Here is a 14,725-nt window from a genome sequence, read left to right as displayed (position 1 = left end):
TATTGAAAGAAGTATCATGACTAAGATTACGCCGGCCCGTCGTCGGCTAAGCATTGCCCTGTGGGCGAGTGCTATCGCTGCCGCCGTGCTTGTTGCGGGCCTTGCCCTGCTGCGCCCGGACCACGTTCCTGCCGGCCAAGCGGTCTATCGCGGCGACGCTGACATCCGTTCAGAATTCTCGTTGCTCGACCACAACGGTCAGGTCGTTAGCCAAAAGGACTACGCAGGCCGCTGGCAGCTTGTGTTTTTTGGCTTCACCCACTGCCCAGATATCTGTCCAACCACCTTGGCATATATGGGTAACGTGCTGGAACTGCTGGGCCCTGAAGCTGATGAGATTGCTCCGCTCTTCGTGACGGTCGATCCAGAGCGCGATACGCCTTCGGTTCTGAAGGAGTATGTCGCGAATTTTCACCCGAATCTGATCGGGTTGACCGGAAGCGAGGACCAAATCGCCGAGGCGACCGAGGCCTTCAAGGTTTACAACGAGAAAATTCCCGCAGAAACGGCGCCCCACGGATACATGATGGCCCACGCCGGCCATATTTACCTGATGAACCGCAAGGGTGAGTTTGACGCTGTTTTTCTTGAAAGCGCGCAACCAGCTGAGGAGATGGCCGAACAAATCTCCATGCGTATCGCGAAAGAGAAACGGACCCAATGACCCAAAAATACACCCCCATCACATGGCGCAGCGCCCTCTTACTTGTTGCCAGCCTACTTTTGGCCTCACCGGTTTTTGCCGATCATCCGGGTGAGAACCTTAATCAGGTGATGGCTGCCAAGGAAGCCGCCTTCGAACCGATCTTGCCCGGCGACGCACCAGACCTCGCTTGGATAGGGGCGGCGCATGAAAGCACATCCCTCAATGCTTTGAGGGGAAAGATCGTGGTTCTGAGCTTTGTGCCCGAAGGTTGTGGCGATCCTTGTGAGGCACAACAAGCTACGCTCACCGAAACGCTCACTGCGCTCAACTCCAGCGCGATGCGCGATATGGTGGTCTTTGTTACCCTTAGCGACGAGCCGCAAAGCGGTCCCGCTACGCAGAACAGGATATTCGCGCGGACGCCAGACCCTGAAAAACTTAGTCATCCAAACGCTGCTCTCGCTGGGGTAAGCGAACGGAAAGACCTAACCCCTCAGGTCCATCTGCTGAACCGCGCAGGCCAGCAGGTCGGCATTTTTCACGGCGCTGATTTTGAGCCGCTTAACCTCTTGCTCTATATCAATGTGCTGACCAACACCCATCCTCATGCTGAACCCAGCTTCTGGCAGCGAATGACTGGATGGTTCTTATGAAATCTTACAGCACGATCACGGGACCCCATTGGCTTTCCGCACTTCGGCGTTTTGCCGTAATCACCTTCCTGGGGCATCTTATTTGGGAGGCCGCACATATTCCACTTTATACCATCTGGGTTGAGGGAACGTGGGGTGAGATTATCTTTGCTGCCGTGCATTGCACCGGAGGCGATCTACTGATCGCCATGAGCAGCATATTGCTTGCCCTGTTCTTCTTTGGCACCGGCTCTTGGCCGCAAAGGCGGGTATATCCTGTTTTAGGCGCAATGATGGTGATGGGGCTTGGCTACACGGTTTTCAGCGAATGGCTAAATATCGAAGTGCGCGAAGCATGGGCCTACCGCGAGATCATGCCGGTCATTCCGATCATCGACGCCGGGCTAACCCCCATGTTGCAATGGATCTTCGTTCCTCTCGCGGCCTACTTCGGCGCGGTTAGGCATTCCTCCCGCAAGGTAGACGTGCCTGATGCTTGATGTCTCCTCTCTCGGGCTCATAGCGGCTTTGCTCGCCGGGATAATCTCCTTTGTGTCACCTTGCGTCTTACCTTTGGTGCCCGGCTATGTCTCCTATATCGCGGGACGAACTGGGGTTACTGGGGCGCATCGCAGCCGCAAACAAGCGGTTTGGTTAAGCTTCTGCTTCGTAGTGGGGTTTTCGACGATTTTCATAGGACTCGGGGCTTCGGCAACGGCTCTGGGGCAAGTGCTGCTGCGTTGGCGGTTCGAGTTAAACCTGATTGGCGGCGCAATCGTAATCCTTTTTGGGCTGTTCATGCTCGGGGCCGCCCGCATTCAGGCCATGGAACGTGACATGCGTTTCGACATTGACCTTCCCGGCGGGCAGCCGGTGGCATCCTACGTTCTGGGGCTTGCTTTCGGCTTTGGTTGGACCCCATGTATCGGACCGATCCTGGGTGCGATCCTGACAGCAAGTGCTGCCAGCGCCACAGTATCAGAAGGGATCGGATTGTTGGCTGTCTACTCAGCCGGCCTTGGCGTGCCATTCCTCATCGTTGCGGCTTTTACGGAGCAGGTTGCGGCCCGTCTGCGTGCCATCGGCTCTGTCGGGCGACGGCTCCATCAGGTGGCGGGGGGGATTATGGTCGTTATGGGGCTCACTATGATGACCGGACAGCTCAGTGCTTTCTCATGGTGGCTCTTGGAAACCTTCCCGATGCTGGGGCGGATCGGCTGAACTTTATTTGGAACCTTCCAGGGCTGGAAAGTGATTGTCCTCTTATAGGGTTAGTTTCGACCAGCAATAGATAGGGAAAAGAGATGATGGACGGTGATATGATGGGCGGCGGGATGATGTTTGGGATGGGGATCGGCTGGCTTTTGATCATCGTGATCCTCATTTTGGTGATCGCAGCTCTGGTTAAATATCTACGCAAGTAAAGCAGGAGACTGGCAATGAAGGAGTCCGACAAGCCAGTCATCGTCGTCACCGGTTCAAGCGGCTACCTCGGGGCGGCGGTCGTCAAACGATTGCACGAAAAATACCGTGTCGTTGGACTGGACCGCCATTCACCGCCTCATCCCCCGCATCAGGCCGAATGTATCTGCTTTGCTGGATACCTCATTCCTCGAACTGCCCAGCCCCTGTCATGCTTTTTTGAGCAGACGGTTCTCGAGTGTTAGGTCGGCCGCGCATTCTTTCAGAGCCATGGCTTCCGATCTCAACTCCTTCACCTCAGGGATGTCGCCTGACGCGCTGTCTCGCCGGAAAGACGACGATTTCCAGTCTCAAGGAATTCCTTCGACCAAGTGCAGTACAGGCTGTCAGAGATGCCCTTGCGGCGACATAACGCCGAGATGCTTTCCTCCCCGCGCAATCCGGCTAAAACAATTCTGATTATCTCCTCCGCCGAGTAGGTCTGGCGGTCTTACGGCGGAAGTTCTTGACCAGCTTGTTTGCTGCGTCTTTCGATGTTCCGGGCTTCTTGTTCATCTTCGCTCCTTAAAAGCTACGATGAACCAAAAACACTCCGTCGTTCAAATTCTAAAATCTGTCCCCCGGGGTGCTGGCGTCAGGCAGCGGACGCTTAACGATCGAAGCGTTACGCTAGCGTAAAGACGTTGGTGCGACTTCAAAAATAGATTGGAGAAACCGACAAGGATTGGTCCCAATACATTTCAGTATGACGCACAACTCGACCACATCTAAACGACGTTCTCCCAACTCATACTTGGCTACGTAAGAAGGAGGCTTTCCTAGCATTTTCGCAAGCTCAGCTTGTGAAAGTGCTGCAGCCTTCCGGCTTTCGATCAATTTTTTGCGGAAAACCAAGTATGTCTCCGTGTGCGCGGCGCCTGCCAATGTTTTGCTCCAATCGTGCTCGACAGGGTGCAATACGTTGGTTAGTCAGGCACTCCCAAAATAGGAGTGATTCGTGTCCCCAATAAATGGCCAACTTTCTGCCCTCGGTCTAAGCAATGATCTTGTTCTGCCCTTTTTACTCGTTTGGTATGGTTGGCTTTCTAAAGAGCAAGCTGGCGTTGCGAAAAAGCGGCGGCTCATAGTTATCAAGTGCAAGCTATCTGCCGAACCTGATGGAGGGCGTGCGTTTCTAACAGAGCGCGGGAGACGCAAGTTAAAAGCTTTTTTTGCAACCGACGTAGATCACGAAATGGCGTACGTTTATGCTACCTATCTAAAGGAGTACGGCAAGGTCAGCTCTGATCGTTGGTGCATGTACGCGGGCACTCCTCTCGGAGGCGGAGCAAGCGGGTTTGATTGGTATCACAATAAGGAAAATCTCATGCCATAAGGGCTTTTCGCTGACCTGCTCCCCTTAGTCCGCTATTTTGAGTTAGCTCTGTTCAGGTCTGGGTCTTTTACTAACCGTTGGTGATGCTCTCACGGAATGAGCCCGTCGAGGCTCGTGTGTGGGCGATGGGGATTGTAGTCCTCGCGCCAGGCAGAGAGCAGGTCCCGGGCTTGGCGCAGGTCGGCGAACAAATGCTCGCTGAGGCATTCGTCCCGCAGACGGCCATTGAAGCTTTCCACGAAGCCGTTCTGCATAGGTTTTCCGGGGGCGATGTAGTGCAATTCGACGCATCGCTCCTCCTGCCATTGCAAGATGGTGTTCGATGTTAGCTCCGTTCCATAGCACGTAGGGAAGAAGCGCCGCTGAGAGGTTCTAGCAGCTTCCGCAACCCTCAAATTGCGCAGCGGCTAGCCATAACCGGGTCTCAGGTCTCAACAGTGGTTTTGCATAACCACACCGCTGAGGAGACCGGCAATGGCGGCTATCTATGCTACCCTTGTCAACCGTGTTGGTCGCCATCGACATGAGGTTCTGATCAGCACTCCCGGCAAGTAGCGCCGCCGCCGCATATCGATCATGAACACGCTGGAAGATTTCGACCGCTTAGCCATAAATCCCGCCAGCTACGCCCGCAACAAGAGCTGCGGTTTGCCGGGAAGGCCCAGTAGGTCAGCCCACATCACACGTGAGCAAAATCGTGTTACTCGACTGGTTGTCGGTACATCTGTGGAATCACCACATACAAATCGACATGGCCGACACACTATTACTGCGGCGCAACGGCTGCGCACCGAACCGACCCGATCTGAGAAATCTGCAAACAGACACACCTTTCAATCTTGTGAGCCCGAGATTCTGGGTGGAAAACTCTGTATCACCTATTAGGTGACGATCTGGACGCTCGCCGATAGGTTGCGATTGGGAAGAAAAAAAATATACCCATGGAGAATACTGTTAAGGTTGCAGTTTCAGAACGCGCCGATCTACCTGATTATAAAGAAAATTTACTCGCTCACTCACTCACCGGGTAGAAAAACAAGTTAAATACGATTTCCGCCCTACACAAATCCATGCGCGGCTCGGACCCGGACGCGGCGCTTTATTGGCTGGGCCGGATGCTGGAGGGCGGGGAGGACCCGCGCTACCTGATGCGGCGCATTACCCGCATGGCGGTTGAGGACGTTGGCCTCGCCGATCCGCAGGCGCAGGCTTTCTGCCTTCAGGCATGGGAGACCTACGAACGGCTTGGCAGCCCCGAGGGGGAGTTGGCCATCGCGCAGGCGCTGACCTATATCTGCCTCGCGCCCAAATCCAACGCCGTCTACAAAGCCTACAAGGGGGCCCGCAGGCTGGCCCGCAGCACCGGGTCAGAGCCGCCGCCCAAGCATATCCTCAACGCGCCCACTAAGCTGATGAAGGAGCAAGGCTACGGCAGCGGCTATGCCTATGACCACGACGCCGAAGACGGGTTCTCGGGGCAGAACTACTTTCCCGACACGATGGAGCGCCCCAGCCTCTACGAGCCGGTGGAACGTGGCTTCGAACGGGAGTTGAAAAAGCGACAGGATTACTTCGCGGGGCTGCGGGCCAAGCGGAAAACTTGACTCCGGGCCGCGCCCGCGCGATGGGGTGTCGATGATGAAAACACTGATCATGGTGGCGCTCGGCGGCGCTCTGGGCGCGTGCTTGCGCTACCTTGTCGGTCTGACCGTCGGCTTCCCGCTGGGCACGCTGGCAGTGAATGTCGCGGGCTCGCTCGCAATCGGGGTGGTCTGGGTCGCACTGGCGGATAAGGCGCTGTTGCTGCCCTTTCTGATGACCGGCCTGCTGGGCGGCTTCACCACCTTTTCGGCGTTTTCACTCGACACGATGCGGCTGCTTGAAACAGGCCGCGCCGCTGTCGCATTTTCATATGTGGGGGCCTCGGTGATCTTGTCGCTGGCCGCCTGTTTGCTGGGCCTCTGGGTGGCCCGAGAGGTATTGGCATGAGCCGCGTACAAACCATTACCGTCGCCGAAGGCGATGGAGACCAGCGGCTGGACCGTTGGTTCAAGCGGATGTTTCCGCAGATCAATCAGGGGCTCATCGAAAAGATGTGCCGCAAGGGCGAGATTCGCGTCGATGGGGGCCGGGTCAAGGCCAACACGCGGCTCGAAGCCGGCCAAGAGGTGCGCGTGCCGCCGCTGCCCGACAGCGCCCCGCCGCCCCCGCCAAAACGGACGCGCATTACCGATGCTGATGCCAAGATGATCCGCAACTGCGTGATTTACCGCGACGAGCATGTCATCGCCCTGAACAAACCGCCGGGTCTGGCCGTGCAGGGCGGCTCGGGGCAGGCGGATCGCCATGTCGATGCGCTGTCTGAGGCGTTGATCTTTGACGCCGAGGAAAAACCGCGTCTGGTGCACCGGCTTGACCGTGATACCTCGGGCGTGCTGCTGCTGGCGCGGACCCGCTTGGCGGCCAAGGCGCTCACAGCGGCGATGCGGCACCGCGAGACGCGCAAGATTTACTGGGCCATCGTCGCCGGTGTGCCGACGCCGTACTTGGGCGAAATCAAATACGGTCTCGTTAAAGCTGGCGGTCATGGCCGCAGCGGCGAGGGCGAGAAGATGATCGCCGTGCATCCGCGCGATATGGATGACACGCCGGGCGCGAAACGGGCGCATACGCTCTATGCCACGCTGTTCCGCGTCGGCTCGCGCGCGTCTTGGGTGGCGATGGAGCCAGTCACCGGCCGCACGCACCAGCTGCGCGCGCATTTGGCCGAGATCGGGCATCCGATTGTCGGCGATGGGAAATACGGCGGCTCGGGGCAAGAGAACCTCGGCGACGGCTGGGGCGCGCAACTGGGCGGGATCATCTCGAAAAAGCTGCACCTGCACGCGCGGATGATGCGGTTTGAGCATCCCCATACCCGCAAGACGGTTACCATCACCGCCGAGTTGCCCGAACATATGGCGCATAGCTGGGACACCTTTGGCTGGACCGAAGATCTTGCCGACGAAGACCCCTTTGAGTCGCTGCAATGAGCAAGCCACTGCGTTTGGTGATCTTTGACATCGACGGCACGTTGGTCGACAGCCAAGGCGATATCGTGGCCGCGATGACGGCGGCCTTTGCGGCTGTCGACGCGCCCGCGCCGAGCCGTGCCGAGATCCTGTCGATCGTCGGCCTGTCGCTGGACGTGGCAATGACCGTGCTGGCGCCCACACGCCCAACCGGCGATCACCTTGCGATGGTGGAGGCCTATAAGGCCGCCTATATGACCCTGCGGGCCGAGGCGGGCGTGGCGCAATCCTCGCCGCTTTATCCCGGCGCGCTGGACACGTTGCGGCGCCTTCACGGCGAACCGGAGGTGCTGTTGGGCGTTGCCACTGGCAAGTCGAAACGCGGGCTTGACAAGCTGATCGCCGGGCACGGGCTGGAGGGGCTTTTTATCACCCAGCAGGTCGCGGATTTTCACCCCTCCAAGCCGCATCCGTCGATGATCCATCAGGCGATGGCCGATGCCGGGGTGGGGCCGGAGGCGACGGTGATGATTGGCGATACCTCTTTCGACATGGACATGGCCGCCGCCGCCGGGGTGGCCGGGATCGGGGTCAAATGGGGCTATCACGGTCCGGAACGGTTGGCCGCCGCCGCGCATCTGGTTGAGGAATTCGCGGCGCTGCCCGCACTGCTGGAACAAATCTGGAGCATTCCCGCATGAGTGACTGGAAAGCCAAACGCTTTTGGAAAGACGCCGCCGTGGTCGCGGTCGAAGACGGTTTCACCGTAGAACTGGATGGCCGCCGGGTGAAGACCCCGGCCAAGCGCCCCCTGACCCTGCCGACCCGCGCCATGGCCGATGCCGTGGCCGCCGAATGGCAGGCGCAGGAAAAGCAGATCGACCCCCGCACAATGCCGGTGACCAAAACCGCCAATGCCGCGATCGACAAGGTCGCGGTGCAAAAGGCCGAGGTCGTCGACATGCTGGCGGCCTATGGGGACAGTGACTTGCTGTGCTACCGCGCCGACAGCCCCGAAGAGTTGGTCGCCCGGCAAGCAGCGCAGTGGGATCCGATGCTGGATTGGGCGGCAGAGACACTCGGCGTCCGTTTGGAGCCGCGACAGGGCATCATGCATGCCCCGCAAACGCCCGAAGCCTTGGCCGAGTTGCACCGCCGGGCGGCGCGGCTCGTTGCGTTCGAACTGGCGGCATTTCATGACCTCGTCAGCCTGACCGGTTCGCTGATCCTTGGCTTTGCCGCGCTGGAGCAAGCCTTTGACCCCGAAGAGATTTGGGCCTTGTCGCGGCTGGATGAGAATTGGCAGGCCGAGCAGTGGGGCCGCGATGACGTGGCCGAGCAAGAGGCCGAAATCAAGCGACAGGCGTTTTTACATGCATGTGCAATTATCGTGCTTTGCAAAGCTGCTTAACTTGATAAAAGCTTTGCCACGCGATGTGAAAACCCGCCCTGATTTTGCCCATCGCGCCCTTGACCTTCAAACCTGAATCCGCCCACACTGCTTTTCATTGAGCAGGGGGAACCCTGCGCAAGATCGCTTTCGGCGTCACCTGACGTCGGATTAACCGCCAGTGAACGTGGCGGACTATCAGGAAGAGGTAAAAATGAAAAAAACCGTAATTTTTGGCGCGCTGACCGTTGCTGGCCTTGCGGCCGGTGCTGCTGGTGCCGCCACGCTTGATGACGTCAAGGCCCGCGGCAAGCTGAACTGTGGCGTGACCACAGGCCTTGCAGGCTTTGCCGCGCCGAATGCCAACGGCGAATGGGAAGGTTTCGACGTGGCTGTGTGCCGTGCCGTTGCCGCCGCCGTACTGAGCGACAAGAACGCCGTGGAATTCGTGCCGACAACCGGCAAGACCCGCTTCACCGCGCTGGCCTCGGGCGAGATCGACTTCCTCGCACGGAACACCACATGGACCTTCAGCCGTGACACCGACCTGAAGTTCGACTTCATCGGCGTCAACTACTACGACGGTCAGGGCTTCATGGTCCCCAAAGCGCTTGGCGTTTCCTCGGCCAAGGATCTGGACGGCGCGACCGTCTGCATCCAGACCGGCACAACAACCGAGCTGAACCTCGCGGACTTCTTCCGCAAGAACAACATCAGCTATGAGCCGGTGCCTGTCGAAACCAACGCCGAAGGCCAGCAGCAGTACCTTGCTGGTGCCTGCGACACCTACACCACAGACGCATCCGGCCTTGCCGCGACACGCGCCACTTTTGAGAACCCCGGCGAGCACGTGCTGCTGCCCGAGATCATCTCGAAAGAGCCGCTCGGCCCGCTGGTCCGTCACGGCGACAACGACTGGGGCGACATCACCCGCTGGGTGCTGAACGCGCTGATCGCTGCTGAAGAACTGGGTGTCACATCCGCCAACATCGAAGAGATGACCGGCAACACCAACAACCCTGAGATCGCTCGTCTTCTGGGCACCGAAGGTACCTTGGGTGAGATGATCGGCCTCGACGCCGAGTGGGCCAAGCGCGCCATCATGGCCGAAGGCAACTACGGCGAGATCTTTGCCAAGAACATCGGCGAAGAGACCCCGATCGGTCTGGCACGCGGGCTGAACGCCCAGTGGACAGACGGTGGCCTGCTCTACGCACCGCCCTTCCGCTAAATAGCAAGCCAAGGGGCGCAGGAATTCCTGCGCCCTTTGTGCCTCTGGAGGCGCGAAGTGCCTTTGCGACACGAAAAACGGTCTAAAAACGACTGACAAAACCCCAACGAGACAATAAAAGCCCACGATCGAAGAAACGATCAACGACCAAAAATGATTCGGCCAAGGTGCGCCAAATGCACCAATAAAAAACAAGCCGGAACACAGGGATACATACATGACGACATTCTCCGACCCTCCCAAGGAGTCGTTCCGGCCATCTATGCTGTTGAGCGACACCCGCTATCGGTCGATTACCTTTCAGGTTATCGCACTTGCGCTGCTGGTCACGGCGATCTGGTATCTGGGATCGAACCTTGCCGCGAACCTTCGCGCCGCCGGGTTGAACATCTCTTTCCAGTTCCTCGGTAACCCCGCGGGCTATGACATCAACCAAACGCTGATCCCCTACACCAGCCAGTCGTCGAACCTTCAGGCGGCATGGGTCGGCATCATCAACACGCTGCTGGTGTCCCTCCTTGCCTGCGTGACGGCCACGATCTTTGGCGTCGTCGCCGGGGTTCTGCGCCTGTCGAACAACTGGCTCATCCGCAAGCTGATGGCAGGCTATGTCGAGATCTTCCGCAACATCCCGGTGCTGATCTGGATCCTGATCATCTACACCATCATGACCGCCGCGATGCCCGCGCCTTCGGCCTTCCGGGGCGATGATCCGGCGTCGAGCATGATGCTGGGGTCTTTTGCCTTTACCAACCGGGGCGTCTATATCCCCGGTCCGGTCTGGGGACCGGGCTCGATGATCGTGGTGGCGACCTTTGTCGCCTCGGTGATCGGCGTCTTTGCCTACCGCCGCTATGCGACGAAACTGCTTTACGACACCGGTCGCCTGCTGCCGATGCTTTGGCCCTCGGTCGCGATCTTGTTGCTGCCGACGATCATCATGTTCTTCATCATGGGCATGCCGATCGGGCTGGATTACCCCGCGCTCAAAGGGTTCAACTTCCGCGGCGGCATCCAGATTGGTGCACCGCTGATCGCGTTGTGGTTCGCCCTGTCGATCTACACCGGTGCTTTCATCGCCGAGAACGTCCGCGCGGGCATCCAAGCCGTCAGCAAGGGGCAATCCGAAGCCGCTGCTGCCTTGGGGCTGCGGTCGGGCCGGATCATGAACCTTGTGGTGCTGCCGCAGGCGCTGCGCGTAATCATCCCGCCGCTGATCTCGAACTACCTCAACATCACCAAGAACTCCTCGCTGGCGATCCTCGTGGGCTATGCCGACATCACCGCCACACTGGGCGGGATCACCCTGAACCAGACCGGGCGGGCGATCGAATGTGTCGTCTTGTTGATGCTCTTCTACCTCGTCATCTCGCTGGGCATCTCCATGGTGATGAACGTCTACAACAACGCAACGAAGCTGAAGGAGCGTTAAGCCATGTCAGACACACATGCTGAATCCATCGCCTTCGTGCGTGAAACCTCACTGCCGCCTTCGGCACCGCCGGACAAGGTGGGCGGCCCGGTAAAATGGGTGAAAGACAACCTCTTCCCGACTTGGGCGAACGCCCTGCTGACGGTGGTGGCGCTTTATTTTCTCTATCTGTTGCTCGCCGGTTCTCTGCCATGGCTGTTGAACGGCGTTTGGTCGGCAAGCAGCCTGTCTGAATGTCGCGAGGTGCTGGACGGGGCCACGGGGGCCTGTTTCTCGGTGCTGAGCGAGCGTTGGCATCAGCTCTTGTTCGGGTTCAAATATCCCAGTGATCAATACTGGCGTCCGACCCTCGCGCTGGTGCTGCTGTTCCTTGCGGTGGCCCCGGTGCTCTTCATCGACCTGCCGCGCAAGCTGCTTTATTTCACTGGCGTCTACCCGTTTCTGGCCTTCTGGCTGATCTGGGGCGGTCCAATCTGGGGGCCGATCTTTGCCCTCGTGGGCGTGATCGCGGGCTATATCGTCTATAGCCGTCTGGTGCAGAAAAGCTTTGCCATGGCGCTGGCGGGTGGCCTCGTTGCTGCGGTGTTCGTCTGGTATATCGGTGGCTTCATCGGGGAGGCTTTGCGCCCCGCCTCGCCACTGCTGCAAGCGATCCCCAGCCGTGACCTTGGTGGCTTCATGCTGAACATGATGCTGGGCATCACCTGTGTGTCGCTGTCGCTGCCGATCGGGATTGCGCTGGCTTTGGGGCGTCAGTCCCACCTGCCAATCGTCAAAGGCATCTGCGTGGTCTTCATCGAATTCGTCCGGGGCGTGCCGCTGATCACGCTCTTGTTCGTGGCGAACGTGATGCTCGCCTATTTCTTCCCGCCGGGCTCAGGCGTTGACCTCTTCATCCGCGTCGTGATCATGATCACCATGTTCTCTTCGGCCTATATCGCCGAGGTGATCCGGGGCGGTCTGGCCGCGTTACCAAAGGGCCAATACGAGGCCGCAGACAGCCTTGGCCTTGATTACCCGCAGGCGATGCGGCTGATCATCCTGCCGCAGGCACTGAAGATCTCGATCCCGGGCATCGTCAACATCGCGGTGGGCCTGTTCAAGGACACCACGCTGGTCTCGGTGATCTCGCTCTTCGATATCATCGGCATGATCCGCGGCCCGATCTTGGCCTCGACCGATTGGAACGGCGTCTACTGGGAGCTTTTCCTCTTTGCTTCCGTGCTGTTCTTCATCGTTTGCTACGGCATTTCTCAATACTCGCAGTGGCTGGAACGCCGTCTTGCGACTGACCATCGTTAAGGGAGGGTTCTCGCATGGCTGAGACCGCACAAATGAAAGTATCCGACGAAGTCGCGATTCGGATCGAGAACATGAACAAGTGGTATGGCGCGTTCCATGTGCTGCGTGACATTGATCTGACCGTGCACCGGGGCGAGCGGATCGTGATTTGCGGGCCTTCGGGCTCCGGCAAGTCAACGCTGATCCGCTGTATCAACGCGTTGGAGGAGCACCAAAAGGGGAGCATCGAAGTCGACGGCACGCTCCTCAGCTCGGACCTTAAGAACATCGACAAGATTCGCTCCGAGGTCGGCATGTGCTTCCAGCACTTCAACCTCTTCCCGCATCTGACGATCCTTGAGAACTGTACGCTGGCGCCGATCTGGGTGCGTAAAACACCCAAGAAGGAAGCTGAGCAAACGGCGATGCACTTCCTCGAAAAGGTGAAGATCCCCGATCAGGCCAACAAGTATCCCGGCCAGCTTTCGGGCGGTCAGCAGCAGCGTGTGGCGATTGCCCGCTCGCTCTGCATGCGCCCGCGCATCATGCTTTTCGACGAGCCGACATCGGCGCTTGACCCTGAGATGATCAAGGAAGTGCTCGACACGATGATCGAGCTTGCCGAAGAAGGTATGACGATGCTCTGCGTGACCCACGAGATGGGCTTTGCACGTCAGGTGGCGAACCGGGTGATCTTCATGGACGAAGGCCAGATCGTTGAACAGAACGAGCCCGAAGCCTTCTTTAACAACCCACAAAGCCCGCGCACACAGTTGTTCCTGAGCCAGATTCTGGGGCACTAAGCCGCGTTACAGCATGATAACCAACCAAACGCCCCGGCCAATCGGTCGGGGCGTTTTGCGTTTCAGACCAGTTGCTTGGGCACGGTAAAGGCGCGCAACCCGCCGCTGCCGGGGGCGAGGTCGGCCCAACTGTCGATATCGAAATCCATTACCGTGGTCGCCCCCGAGGGATAGCGACCGAACGCATCTTGGTCGGGCGTGTCCTGCAACAGCGCCACCGCGGCGGCGGCAATGCCGGGGTTATGCGCGATAAGCAGCAGGGTGTCGCCAGACGTCCGCTGGCGCAGGGTCGCTATGATCTCATCAGGCTCGGCGAGGTAAAGCTGGCGGAGATGCGTCACAGTGCAGCTTTCAGGTAGGTTCAAAAGCGCGCAGGTTTCGCGCGTGCGCGCCGCCGTGGAGCAGAACCCCACATCAGGCACAAACCCTTCCGCCCGCAGCCAGTTGCCAAGCGCTTCGGCTGCGCCACGCCCACGGGGGTTCAGGGGGCGATCATGGTCGCTGGTGCCGTGGGACCAGTCCGATTTCGCGTGTCGCATTAGGATCAGGCGGCGCATGTCATTCCTTTCACTGCTCGGCCCATCATAGGCGCGAAGCAGGGGCAGGGGGCAAGCGCTTTGCCTTAGCCTTTGCGAATGATGCTTCCCGCGCCGTGTTCTGTGAAAAGCTCCAGCAAGCAGGCATTGGGCGCCCGCCCGTCAAGGATCACCGCCGCGCGCACGCCGCCTTCGAGCGCATCTAGTGCTGTCTGAACCTTAGGGATCATCCCGCCTGCAATGATGCCATCGGCGATCATGTCGCTGATCTGGCTCGCCGTCAGGTCGGTCACCACCTCACCCGCGCCATCTTTAACGCCAGCCACGTCCGTGAGCAACAGCAGGCGGTCGGCCTTCAGCGCGCCCGCTATGGCGCCTGCGGCGGTGTCACCATTGATGTTATAGGTCTCACCGCCCCGGCCCATGCCAAGCGGTGCGATGACGGGAATGATGCCCTTGTCGGCAAAGTCACGCAGGATGCGGGGGTTCACCTGTGTCGGGTTGCCGACGAGGCCCAGAGCGGGGTCTTCGGGCTCGCAAACGATCAAACCGCTGTCCTTTCCCGAGACGCCAACGGCGCGTCCCCCCTGTTCGGAAATCGCCTGCACGATCCGCGCATTGACGAGGCCCGACAGCACCATCTCGACCACTTCCATTGTCGCGGCATCGGTGACCCGCTTGCCATTCACGAATTCGGATTTGATGTTGAGCCGCGCCAGCATGTCGTTGATCATCGGGCCGCCGCCATGGACGATCACCGGGTTCACACCCACCTGCCGCATCAGCGCAACATCACGGGCAAATTCGTCCATCGCCGCGTCGCTGCCCATCGCATGACCGCCCAGTTTGATGACCACGGTGGCATCGGCATAGCGTTGCAGGAAGGGCAGTGCTTGGCTGAGGGTTTGGGCAGTGGCGATCCAGTCGCGGTTCATGTCTTGCGTTCTCATCTGTTGACCCATGGGA

The 14,725-nt window shown here is 59.1% G+C and carries 16 protein-coding genes and 4 pseudogenes; 15 read left to right on the top strand and 5 right to left on the bottom strand.

What is annotated here, in order from left to right:
* The first annotated feature begins 16 nt into the window (after positions 1–16).
* The 5 genes and pseudogenes from K3762_RS15175 to K3762_RS15155 all read left to right on the top strand — a co-directional run.
* Positions 17–664, top strand: coding sequence for an SCO family protein (locus K3762_RS15175; RefSeq protein WP_093743407.1), 648 nt, complete (start codon positions 17–19; stop codon positions 662–664).
* Positions 661–1,299: a hypothetical protein gene (locus tag K3762_RS15170; protein ID WP_093743408.1), complete on the top strand. Its 639-nt coding sequence runs from the start codon at positions 661–663 to the stop codon at positions 1,297–1,299. Before K3762_RS15175 ends, K3762_RS15170 begins: the two co-directional genes overlap by 4 nt.
* Positions 1,287–1,778, top strand: a complete 492-nt coding sequence (locus K3762_RS15165; RefSeq protein ID WP_093743409.1) for a hypothetical protein — start codon at positions 1,287–1,289, stop codon at positions 1,776–1,778. Before K3762_RS15170 ends, K3762_RS15165 begins: the two co-directional genes overlap by 13 nt.
* Positions 1,771–2,499 (top strand): cytochrome c biogenesis CcdA family protein, encoded by a 729-nt coding sequence (locus K3762_RS15160; protein WP_093743410.1) that lies wholly within the window; start codon positions 1,771–1,773, stop codon positions 2,497–2,499. Before K3762_RS15165 ends, K3762_RS15160 begins: the two co-directional genes overlap by 8 nt.
* Positions 2,500–2,717: 218 nt before the next feature.
* Positions 2,718–2,843 (top strand): annotated as a pseudogene (locus K3762_RS15155) (NAD-dependent epimerase/dehydratase family protein); the annotation flags it as partial.
* Positions 2,844–2,866: 23 nt separating this feature from the next.
* Here the strand turns inward: K3762_RS15155 and K3762_RS15150 are convergent.
* Both K3762_RS15150 and K3762_RS15145 read right to left on the bottom strand, forming a co-directional pair.
* Positions 2,867–3,255, bottom strand: a pseudogene (locus K3762_RS15150) (transposase); the annotation flags it as partial.
* 114 nt (positions 3,256–3,369) lie between these two features.
* Positions 3,370–3,576, bottom strand: coding sequence for a helix-turn-helix transcriptional regulator (locus K3762_RS15145; RefSeq protein WP_093743552.1), 207 nt, complete (start codon positions 3,574–3,576; stop codon positions 3,370–3,372).
* A 121-nt stretch (positions 3,577–3,697) separates the two neighbouring features.
* On the opposite strand from K3762_RS15145, the gene K3762_RS15140 reads away from it, so the two are divergent.
* On the top strand, positions 3,698–4,075 hold the full coding sequence (locus K3762_RS15140) for a hypothetical protein (protein WP_260010353.1): 378 nt from the start codon (positions 3,698–3,700) through the stop codon (positions 4,073–4,075).
* Between the two features lie 89 nt (positions 4,076–4,164).
* Here the strand turns inward: K3762_RS15140 and K3762_RS15135 are convergent.
* Positions 4,165–4,413 (bottom strand): annotated as a pseudogene (locus K3762_RS15135) (transposase); the annotation flags it as partial.
* A 705-nt stretch (positions 4,414–5,118) separates the two neighbouring features.
* On the opposite strand from K3762_RS15135, the pseudogene K3762_RS15130 reads away from it, so the two are divergent.
* From K3762_RS15130 to K3762_RS15090, 9 genes and pseudogenes are all read left to right on the top strand, one after another.
* A pseudogene (locus K3762_RS15130) lies at positions 5,119–5,679 on the top strand (replication-associated recombination protein A); the annotation flags it as partial.
* Positions 5,680–5,710: 31 nt separating this feature from the next.
* Positions 5,711–6,064: a CrcB family protein gene (locus tag K3762_RS15125; protein ID WP_120351821.1), complete on the top strand. Its 354-nt coding sequence runs from the start codon at positions 5,711–5,713 to the stop codon at positions 6,062–6,064.
* A complete protein-coding gene (locus K3762_RS15120; protein WP_260010350.1) occupies positions 6,061–7,107 on the top strand; it encodes an RluA family pseudouridine synthase in 1,047 nt (348 codons plus the stop codon). The genes K3762_RS15125 and K3762_RS15120 overlap by 4 nt, the downstream gene beginning before the upstream one ends.
* Positions 7,104–7,787 (top strand): HAD-IA family hydrolase, encoded by a 684-nt coding sequence (locus tag K3762_RS15115; protein ID WP_132444200.1) that lies wholly within the window; start codon positions 7,104–7,106, stop codon positions 7,785–7,787. The genes K3762_RS15120 and K3762_RS15115 overlap by 4 nt, the downstream gene beginning before the upstream one ends.
* Entirely contained in the window at positions 7,784–8,497 is a 714-nt protein-coding gene (locus K3762_RS15110) for an ATP12 family chaperone protein (RefSeq protein ID WP_132444201.1), read from the top strand. The genes K3762_RS15115 and K3762_RS15110 overlap by 4 nt, the downstream gene beginning before the upstream one ends.
* Before the next feature lie 193 nt (positions 8,498–8,690).
* On the top strand, positions 8,691–9,707 hold the full coding sequence (locus tag K3762_RS15105) for an amino acid ABC transporter substrate-binding protein (protein WP_067622203.1): 1,017 nt from the start codon (positions 8,691–8,693) through the stop codon (positions 9,705–9,707).
* 217 nt (positions 9,708–9,924) lie between these two features.
* Positions 9,925–11,139 carry an amino acid ABC transporter permease gene (locus tag K3762_RS15100; RefSeq protein ID WP_120351818.1) on the top strand — a complete coding sequence of 405 codons (1,215 nt, stop codon included), beginning with the start codon at positions 9,925–9,927 and terminating at the stop codon, positions 11,137–11,139.
* 3 nt (positions 11,140–11,142) lie between these two features.
* Positions 11,143–12,441: an amino acid ABC transporter permease gene (locus K3762_RS15095; RefSeq protein WP_120351817.1), complete on the top strand. Its 1,299-nt coding sequence runs from the start codon at positions 11,143–11,145 to the stop codon at positions 12,439–12,441.
* 14 nt (positions 12,442–12,455) lie between these two features.
* Positions 12,456–13,223, top strand: a complete 768-nt coding sequence (locus K3762_RS15090) for an amino acid ABC transporter ATP-binding protein (protein WP_120351816.1) — start codon at positions 12,456–12,458, stop codon at positions 13,221–13,223.
* Between the two features lie 62 nt (positions 13,224–13,285).
* Here K3762_RS15090 and K3762_RS15085 read toward each other — a convergent pair whose 3' ends face one another.
* Positions 13,286–13,780, bottom strand: a complete 495-nt coding sequence (locus K3762_RS15085) for a histidine phosphatase family protein (protein WP_132444202.1) — start codon at positions 13,778–13,780, stop codon at positions 13,286–13,288.
* A gap of 65 nt (positions 13,781–13,845) precedes the next feature.
* Positions 13,846–14,709 carry an acetylglutamate kinase gene (gene argB, locus K3762_RS15080; protein ID WP_205570871.1) on the bottom strand — a complete coding sequence of 288 codons (864 nt, stop codon included), beginning with the start codon at positions 14,707–14,709 and terminating at the stop codon, positions 13,846–13,848.
* Positions 14,710–14,725: the final 16 nt, after the last annotated feature.

This window comes from Sulfitobacter sp. W074 (assembly GCF_025142275.1).
In the GTDB taxonomy this organism is placed as follows: Bacteria; Pseudomonadota; Alphaproteobacteria; order Rhodobacterales; family Rhodobacteraceae; genus Sulfitobacter; species Sulfitobacter profundi.
The sequence above is the reverse complement of the archived record's forward strand: the minus strand, read 5'-3'. Positions and strand labels throughout refer to the sequence as shown.

Excerpts from the sequence above, each read along its gene's own strand:
- K3762_RS15175 (WP_093743407.1), top strand. The coding sequence starts at position 17 with ATGACTAAGATTACGCCGGCCCGTCGTCGGCTAAGCATTGCCCTGTGG.
- K3762_RS15170 (WP_093743408.1), top strand. The coding sequence starts at position 661 with ATGACCCAAAAATACACCCCCATCACATGGCGCAGCGCCCTCTTACTT.
- K3762_RS15165 (WP_093743409.1), top strand. The coding sequence starts at position 1,287 with ATGGTTCTTATGAAATCTTACAGCACGATCACGGGACCCCATTGGCTT.
- K3762_RS15160 (WP_093743410.1), top strand. The coding sequence starts at position 1,771 with ATGCTTGATGTCTCCTCTCTCGGGCTCATAGCGGCTTTGCTCGCCGGG.
- K3762_RS15125 (WP_120351821.1), top strand. The coding sequence starts at position 5,711 with ATGATGAAAACACTGATCATGGTGGCGCTCGGCGGCGCTCTGGGCGCG.
- K3762_RS15120 (WP_260010350.1), top strand. The coding sequence starts at position 6,061 with ATGAGCCGCGTACAAACCATTACCGTCGCCGAAGGCGATGGAGACCAG.
- K3762_RS15115 (WP_132444200.1), top strand. The coding sequence starts at position 7,104 with ATGAGCAAGCCACTGCGTTTGGTGATCTTTGACATCGACGGCACGTTG.
- K3762_RS15110 (WP_132444201.1), top strand. The coding sequence starts at position 7,784 with ATGAGTGACTGGAAAGCCAAACGCTTTTGGAAAGACGCCGCCGTGGTC.
- K3762_RS15105 (WP_067622203.1), top strand. The coding sequence starts at position 8,691 with ATGAAAAAAACCGTAATTTTTGGCGCGCTGACCGTTGCTGGCCTTGCG.
- K3762_RS15100 (WP_120351818.1), top strand. The coding sequence starts at position 9,925 with ATGACGACATTCTCCGACCCTCCCAAGGAGTCGTTCCGGCCATCTATG.
- K3762_RS15095 (WP_120351817.1), top strand. The coding sequence starts at position 11,143 with ATGTCAGACACACATGCTGAATCCATCGCCTTCGTGCGTGAAACCTCA.
- K3762_RS15090 (WP_120351816.1), top strand. The coding sequence starts at position 12,456 with ATGGCTGAGACCGCACAAATGAAAGTATCCGACGAAGTCGCGATTCGG.
- K3762_RS15085 (WP_132444202.1), bottom strand. The coding sequence starts at position 13,780 with ATGCGCCGCCTGATCCTAATGCGACACGCGAAATCGGACTGGTCCCAC.
- argB (WP_205570871.1), bottom strand. The coding sequence starts at position 14,709 with ATGAGAACGCAAGACATGAACCGCGACTGGATCGCCACTGCCCAAACC.